Source organism: Pseudomonas sp. W5-36 (assembly GCF_046540455.1).
GTDB classification, from domain to species: domain Bacteria; phylum Pseudomonadota; class Gammaproteobacteria; order Pseudomonadales; family Pseudomonadaceae; genus Aquipseudomonas; species Aquipseudomonas graminis_B.
In genome coordinates, this window is the sequence record NZ_JAXCIQ010000020.1 from 82,688 (window position 1) to 89,692 (window position 7,005).

8 protein-coding genes and 2 pseudogenes are annotated in these 7,005 nt (G+C 60.5%); 8 read left to right on the forward strand and 2 right to left on the reverse strand.

Translation table 11 applies throughout. From position 1 onward, the window contains the following. The first annotated feature begins 85 nt into the window (after window positions 1–85). The 7 genes and pseudogenes from SLW74_RS23830 to SLW74_RS23860 all read left to right on the forward strand — a co-directional run. The gene (locus SLW74_RS23830; RefSeq protein ID WP_369317902.1) at window positions 86–1,600 is read left to right on the forward strand and encodes an amidase; all 1,515 of its coding nucleotides are present in this window, start codon (window positions 86–88) and stop codon (window positions 1,598–1,600) included. Between the two features lie 68 nt (window positions 1,601–1,668). Next, entirely contained in the window at window positions 1,669–2,301 is a 633-nt protein-coding gene (gene nthA / locus SLW74_RS23835) for a nitrile hydratase subunit alpha (protein WP_369317901.1), read from the forward strand. A gap of 18 nt (window positions 2,302–2,319) precedes the next feature. Further along, window positions 2,320–2,628 (forward strand): hypothetical protein, encoded by a 309-nt coding sequence (locus tag SLW74_RS23840; RefSeq protein WP_347876992.1) that lies wholly within the window; start codon window positions 2,320–2,322, stop codon window positions 2,626–2,628. Continuing rightward, window positions 2,628–2,987, forward strand: coding sequence for an SH3-like domain-containing protein (locus SLW74_RS23845; protein ID WP_369317900.1), 360 nt, complete (start codon window positions 2,628–2,630; stop codon window positions 2,985–2,987). The genes SLW74_RS23840 and SLW74_RS23845 overlap by 1 nt, the downstream gene beginning before the upstream one ends. Then, on the forward strand, window positions 2,980–3,426 hold the full coding sequence (locus SLW74_RS23850) for a nitrile hydratase accessory protein (RefSeq protein ID WP_369317899.1): 447 nt from the start codon (window positions 2,980–2,982) through the stop codon (window positions 3,424–3,426). The genes SLW74_RS23845 and SLW74_RS23850 overlap by 8 nt, the downstream gene beginning before the upstream one ends. After that, complete coding sequence (locus SLW74_RS23855; RefSeq protein ID WP_410930330.1) at window positions 3,368–4,333, forward strand: PAS domain-containing protein; 966 nt, start codon at window positions 3,368–3,370, stop codon at window positions 4,331–4,333. The genes SLW74_RS23850 and SLW74_RS23855 overlap by 59 nt, the downstream gene beginning before the upstream one ends. Beyond that, window positions 4,303–4,485, forward strand: a pseudogene (locus SLW74_RS23860) (methyl-accepting chemotaxis protein); the annotation flags it as partial. The gene SLW74_RS23855 and the pseudogene SLW74_RS23860, both read left to right, overlap by 31 nt. 54 nt (window positions 4,486–4,539) lie before the next feature. Here the strand turns inward: SLW74_RS23860 and SLW74_RS23865 are convergent. Then, window positions 4,540–5,595 carry a helix-turn-helix domain-containing protein gene (locus tag SLW74_RS23865; protein WP_369317898.1) on the reverse strand — a complete coding sequence of 352 codons (1,056 nt, stop codon included), beginning with the start codon at window positions 5,593–5,595 and terminating at the stop codon, window positions 4,540–4,542. A gap of 461 nt (window positions 5,596–6,056) precedes the next feature. Continuing rightward, window positions 6,057–6,281, reverse strand: a pseudogene (locus SLW74_RS23870) (transposase); the annotation flags it as partial. 5 nt (window positions 6,282–6,286) lie between these two features. Here SLW74_RS23870 and SLW74_RS23875 point away from each other — a divergent pair. Continuing rightward, on the forward strand, window positions 6,287–6,688 hold the full coding sequence (locus SLW74_RS23875; protein ID WP_410930323.1) for a hypothetical protein: 402 nt from the start codon (window positions 6,287–6,289) through the stop codon (window positions 6,686–6,688). Window positions 6,689–7,005: the final 317 nt, after the last annotated feature.

The window sequence follows — 7,005 nt, forward strand, 5'->3', positions numbered from 1 at the left end:
GCAAGCCAGGCCGACGAGCTTTAACGTAAAGCTTGCAACTTGAAACGTGCGGCTTCCTTTTTAAACTTTGTACAGGAACACTCTTATGGCCATCGTGCGTCCCACGCCGGAGCAACTTCAGGATATTGCCAGACGGCTGCACATGCAGCTCACTCCCGAGCAAGCTAGCGAGTATCTGACCCTCATGCAGGGCAGTTTCGACGCTTACGATTTGGTAGACGAGCTGCCGGATAACGTCCCGCCGGTTCGCTACCCCCGCACTCAGAGCTATCGCCCCAGCGCCGAGCAGAACCCCTACAACGCCTGGTACTACAGGACCGAGATCAAGGGGGCCGCCGAGGGTAAATTATCCGGTCATACCGTGGCCCTCAAAGACAATGTGGCGCTGGCCGGCGTACCGATGATGAATGGCGCGGCCTCGCTGGAAGGCTTCGTGCCCAGCTTTGACGCCACCGTGGTGAGCCGCCTGCTGGACGCCGGCGCGACCATCCTCGGCAAGGCAACCTGCGAGCATTTCTGCCTGTCGGGCGGCAGCCATACCTCCGACCCTGGCCCGGTGCACAATCCGCGTCGCCATGGCTACTCGGCCGGCGGCTCCTCGTCAGGCAGCGCCGCACTGGTTGCGGCCGGCGAGGTGAGTATGGCCATCGCCTGCGACCAGGGTGGGTCGATCCGCATTCCGTCGGCCTTCTGTGGCACCTACGGCATGAAACCGACCCACGGGCTGGTGCCTTATACCGGCATCATGCCGATCGAAGCCACGGTCGACCACGCTGGGCCGATCACCGCCAATGTGTGCGATAACGCGCTGATGCTGGAGGTGCTGGCCGGCCCGGATGGCCTCGACCCACGCCAGTATTTCCCACGTGCCCAGGCCTACAGCAAAACCCTGGACCGTGGCATCAAGGGCCTGCGCATCGGCATTCTCGTCGAAGGCTTCGGGTTACCGAACCTCGACCCGAGAGTGGGTGACTGCGTACGTCAGGCGATCGCCGACTTCGAGCGTCTGGGCGGGCACGTGGCCGAGGTCTCGGTCCCGGAGCATCAACTGGCGGGCGCCCTGTGGAACCCCATCGGCTGCGAAGGCCTGACCGTTCAGATGATGCATGGCAACGGCATGGGCTTTAACTGGAAGGGCCTCTATGACGTCGAATTGCTGAAGAAGCATGTCGGCTGGCGAGACAGCGCTGACAACCTGTCCGCCTCGCTGAAAATGTGCATGTTCGTGGGCCAGTATGGACTGGAACGGTACAACGGCCGCTATTACGCCAAGGCGCAGAACCTCGCTCGCCTTGCCCGGGCCGGGTACGACCATGCGCTGGAAGATTTCGACCTGCTGGTCATGCCCACCGTGCCGATCACCGCGCAGCGCCTGCCCGAGCCCGGCTGCTCGATCGTCGAATACGTGTCCCGCGCACTGGAGATGATCGGCAATACCGCCGGCTTCGATGTCACCGGCCATCCGGCGATGTCGATCCCCTGTGGTCGAGTGGACGGGCTGCCGGTGGGCCTGATGTTGGTAGGTCGTCACTTCGACGAGAGCACCCTCTACCAGGCTGCGGCAGCCTTCGAGGCGGACACCGACTGGCAGGCGCTGTAACGCCGGAATTGGCCGCGTAGCCACGTCTTCGGCTGCCCGGACTCACATAGCTTGCAGGAATCCTGATTATGAAACACACCCCTACCGATCACCACGATCACGAACACACCGAACCGCCTAGCGACATCGAACTGCGGGTCAAGGCGTTGGAATCCATCCTCCAGGAAAAGCAGCTGATCGACCCCGCCGCGCTGGACGCCTTGATCGACATCTACGAACACAAGGTCGGGCCGCGCAATGGCGCCCAAGTGGTGGCCAAGGCCTGGAGCGACCCGCAGTACAAGCAACGGCTGCTGCAAGATGCCACAGCGGCGATCGCCGAGCTGGGTTTCGGCGGTGTACAGGGTGAAGACATGCTGGTGGTGGAGAACACCGCGGCCGTGCATAACGTGGTGGTCTGCACATTGTGCTCCTGTTACCCGTGGCCCACCTTGGGCCTGCCGCCTATCTGGTACAAGTCGGCGCCCTATCGCTCGCGCATCGTTATCGAACCGCGCAGCGTGCTGGCCGAATTTGGCGTCACCCTGGCGCCGAGCAAGGAAGTCAGGGTGTGGGACAGCAACGCCGAGTTGCGCTACCTGGTGCTGCCTGAACGCCCCGTCGACACCGAGGGCTGGAGCGAGGCGCAACTCATGAAACTGGTGACCCGTAATGCCATGATCGGCACCGGCCTGGCCCTGCCGGCTGGCGACATTCGTTGATGCCCTGGAGCGATCGCCATGAATTCGATACATGACCTCGGCGGCATGCATGGGCTCGGCCCGGTGCTGCAAGACCCGAACGAAGTACTGTTTCGCCACGACTGGGAGCGGCGTATTTTCGGTTTGTTCTTTGCGGCCTTCGGTGGCGGCCATTTCAACATCGACGAATTTCGCCATGCTGTCGAACGCATGGAGCCCGTGCACTACCTGACGTCTAGCTACTACGAGCATTGGGTGCACGGTATAGAAAGCCTGCTGATCGCCAAAGGCGTGATCGGCCAGGATGAACTGGCAGCCAGAATGCTCAGCCTCAAAGGAGCCGCGTGATGCCTGTACTGACCGAAGAATTCGTACCCATACTGGTCAAGACCGGCGCTTCGGCGCGGGTCGACGTGGTGCGCACCGCACGCTTTCGCGTTGGCGACTGGGTACGCGTGAAAAATATCAACCCCACCACTCACACGCGCATGCCCCGTTATGTGCGCGGCAAGCTGGGCTGCATAAAGCGCGACCACGGCGTGTTCATCACCCCCGATGCGGTCGCACACGGCCTGGGGGAGCACCCTCAGCACCTGTACAGCGTCAGCTTCAGTGCCACCGAGCTATGGGGTGATGTCGCACTCGCCCAGGACAGCCTGCGCATTGATCTTTGGGATGACTATATGGAGCTCGCCGAGCATGAATGATATCGACGCTATGACAGCTGCACGGGTTCCCTTGGACGAGGAAGGCCCGGTGTTCGATGCGCCCTGGCAAGCCAACGTGTTCGCGCTCACCGTACAGCTGTTCAAGAGCGGTGCCTTTGACTGGTCGCAGTGGGTCCAGGTGATCGGCGAAGAGATAAAGGCCGCGCCCGCACGCCCCGGTGAGCGGGTCAACGACGCCTACTACCGGCAATGGACGAGCGCCTTCGAAAGGCTGATCGCGCAGCTCGGCATCGCCGACGGGCCGACCCTCTCGCGACGCGCCGAACAATGGCGTCAGGCCTATCTGCATACTCCCCATGGCGCCACCGTGGCGCTGGGCAATGCCGATTGCCCACCCGCCCATGGGCACCCGCGCCGCCATGGGGCGGTCGCGATCAGCCCGGCCACTAGCGGCTGTCGAGAAAATCATCGCTCATGAGATCGCCGCGCGTGAGTTAGCCCAGGAGGCGTTGTCGCTACAAAATCAGCGTTGGAATCGCTTCACTCAAAACCCCGGGGAGGCATTTTGGGAGCTGCGTATCGACGCCTCCACGCTTTCTTCACACAGTGAGATCTGGTGGTCCAACGCACTCGATGGGCAAGTGCTGCCATCGCGATTCGGGCATCTGCTGGAGGCGATTCATCCCGCTGATCGCGACGTCTTCCACCGGGCACTGGCCAGGCATCTCAACGACCGCAATGCGCGCGGGACGCTTTGCCACGAGTACCGTCTGGACATCGGTCAGGGCGAGTACCGCTGGACCCGGATGAGCGCGCGGCTGTGGCGCGGCGATCACGACCAATCGCAAATGGCAGCGGGTACCTTGCACGATATTCATCAGCAACGAATGCAGGAACAGGAACTGACACTGGCCGCCACGCGCTTCGAGATTTCCCGTGAAATGCTCCATGACGGGTTATGGGATATCGAGGTCATCGCGGGCGATCCAGCCAATCCGAAAAATGCCATCTGGTGGTCTTCGCAAATGCGTCGCTTGCTGGGGCATACCACCCTCGAGGAATTTCCCAACACGCTGGAGGCCTGGTCGTCGCGCCTGCATCCCGAAGACAGCCAGTTCGCTATTAATGCCTTCGTCGCCCACGTCAACGATCACAGCGGCCAGACGCCTTTCGATGTAGCTTATCGCTTGCGCCACAAGACGGGCGAGTACCGCTGGTTTCGTGGCCGTGGTCAGACCAGGCGCGCCGCCGATGGCTCGCCCCTGCGCGTGGTCGGCGCGTGGTCGGCGCGATCACCGACATTCATGCCAGCCACGAAGAGCGTCAGTTGCACGAGGCCCAGGCGCTCCAACACACCGCCATGCAGGAGAACCTCAGCCAACTGACCCATATCGTCACCACCATCCAGGGCATCGCCAACCAGACCAACCTGCTCGCCCTCAACGCGGCGATAGAAGCCGCCCGAGCGGGTGAGGCCGGTCGGGGCTTTGCAGTGGTCGCGGATGAAGTACGCAAACTGGCCATTCGCACCACCGAGGCCACTCAACAGGCCGCTAATATGATTGCTCGTTGAGTGCCAGGGTGGGCGGTATCAGCCAATCCCACGCCCCGCCGATTCACGCCACTCGCTGGGCGAGTAGCCATGGGTTTCGCGAAAAGCACGGCCGAAATGGGAGAGGTCGTTGAATCCCCAGGCGAAGGCGATATCCGAGATTCTTCGGGCCGCCTGGCTTGGGCTCACAAGGTCCATCGCACAGCGCTCCAGGCGTCGACGCAGCACATAGCGCATCAGCGACAGCCCTTCCGCTTCGAACAACCGGTTGACGTAGCGGCTGGAAAGCCCCAGCGCGCAGGTCACCTGACTGACACCCAGTGTCGGGTCGCGAAGGTGATCGTTGACGAACATCTTCACCCGCATCAGGGTCAGGGTCTTGCATTTGGAGTGCTCGGCGTCCAACGGGTGAAGGTCGCCCATGGCCAAGGTGATGATGTTGGTCGCGGCCTCCGACAAGCTACTCATCTCCGCCGCCGTGAACTGCCCGATCTGCCCGGCGATGCTCTGCAAAAACATGCGCATGACCCGACCGGTCGGGGTGTCAGTCGAGACCCGCGTAGCGATCCGCCGCTCCATGTTCATGACGCGTTGATCCAGGCTCGCGCGCGGCACGCTGACGATGATCTGCCGCCAATCTTCGGTGAAGCTCAACTGATGCGGACGCGTGGCATCGTACACGGCAAAATCGCCGGGCCCGATGATAGTCCGGTTGCCATCCTGTTCCAGCGACTCCGTGCCTTGGAGCATCAGTACCGCAAAGTACTTGTCCTCGTCATGACTGCGCGGTTGCAGATGGCGTCGGTTGACCGCCTGAGCAGCGGCGCTGACGTCGCTGATCCGCAACAGGTCGCACTTCTGCGATTTTACCTTTCCAAAAAAATCGGGGTTGCCGACAGCGCCGATTTCAACATCGGCGAACAAACGCAGAATTATTTCGCGCCAGAAATCAACGCAGTCGCCCGCTCCATAGCTGGGGGTGGCGACATCTATGCTTTCGCTGGTCCAGTCGTGATTCGAGAGTTTCGCGCGCGGGTCCTTTGTAGCGCTACGCGGAGAGCGGTGCTTGGGCCCGCCGTACAGGTGCATAACCATTCACATCCCCCCATCAGGAAATGTCTTTTCAGGATGAACAAAAGCTTCACAACGCCAAAACGACTAACAGTCGAATTTGACCTTATGAAAAGCCAAATCCAGGCAGGCCGATCACAAACTATAACTGCCGTCGGCAAGACCAACGATCGAGGCGCCCGTCTGGGCGCTTAGCACTCTGGTTTGGCGCTTTATCTGTGTATTTTTACCGTGAATATCCGCTGTCTTCCACTCGCGCAGATCAAAGGGCCGTTTCAGCAGAGTTTTAATTCCTGCTGAGTCATGTCGTGCCACATATAGCTGCACCAAAGCCCATGCGCCCCCCAATCCAGCGACCTCGGTGCCTGCCTGCCTGCTTAGCATAGGCCGCTACGCCGGTATAAATGCGCTTGTGAGCGTAGTCCGACCCCGAAGCGGCGCGAACAGCGGCATCTTGGATTCTTCACGGTGATGCCCTGAGCGCTCTAGGGTTTGTCCGAAAAGTCAGCCCGCAAGCATCTTTCGATGCAGGCCAGTGTGACCATGGCTTTAAAGCTGCTGGCCAGTTTGTCGTAACGCGTACAGATCCGACGTTTTTCCTTAAGCCAGCTGAACACCCGCTCAATAACGTTGCGTTTTTTGTACTGAGGCCTGTCAAACAGTCGAGGCAGGCCGGGTCGAGGCTTGCGATGCATCTTGCGCAGCGGAATCGAGCATGAGCAAACGCAGAGCGTTTAGTGCTTTTGTCCAGGTGCAGGACGATGACGGGGAAACCCCGTATTTGGTGAAGCTGATCCCAGCAGAGGACGGCGCGGAACCGGACGACTGCATGTACGAATGCGGTGATCCTGACTGCCGTGAATGGCGGATTGCGGAAGTCCTCGATGACCAGGCTCAGCCGACCGGGGAACAAATCTATCACGTCACTGAGTGCAACATGAGTGACCCGGCCAGTAAAGGGAAAACGGCAACGCCCAGCCATGTGCTGGGCCGAGGCCGTAGCAGAGGGAGCTTTCGCTTCCTAAGATGGGACAGGGAGTATCGAATGCAGATCGTGAAAACCAAAGGGCACCTAATCTACAGCGGTAACCGGGGAACGGCTAGCCACGCATGCTAAGGGAGTTGTCGAAAGGTCTGGTGGTCGGATGACGTCCCACCAGACGTGGCAATCCTGGCGAATCCAGCATGCCCACAGTGTGGCGGGTCGCTCACGATGGATATCCCATTAGGGCATTACAGTGTGATTTCTGATAATGCAGGAATGCTGAGAAAAAGGGTTGCGGTGCAGTAACTGTAGCCTCCCTGTTTTGTCTGAATGAATAGCTTACGTGGCATGTCTCATGCGCTGACGGCTCCATTCCGGCGCCGGCATTGCCAGGACTCCCCACATGACTTCACCTCTTAACGTCGTCGCGATCATGAAAGCCAAGCCAG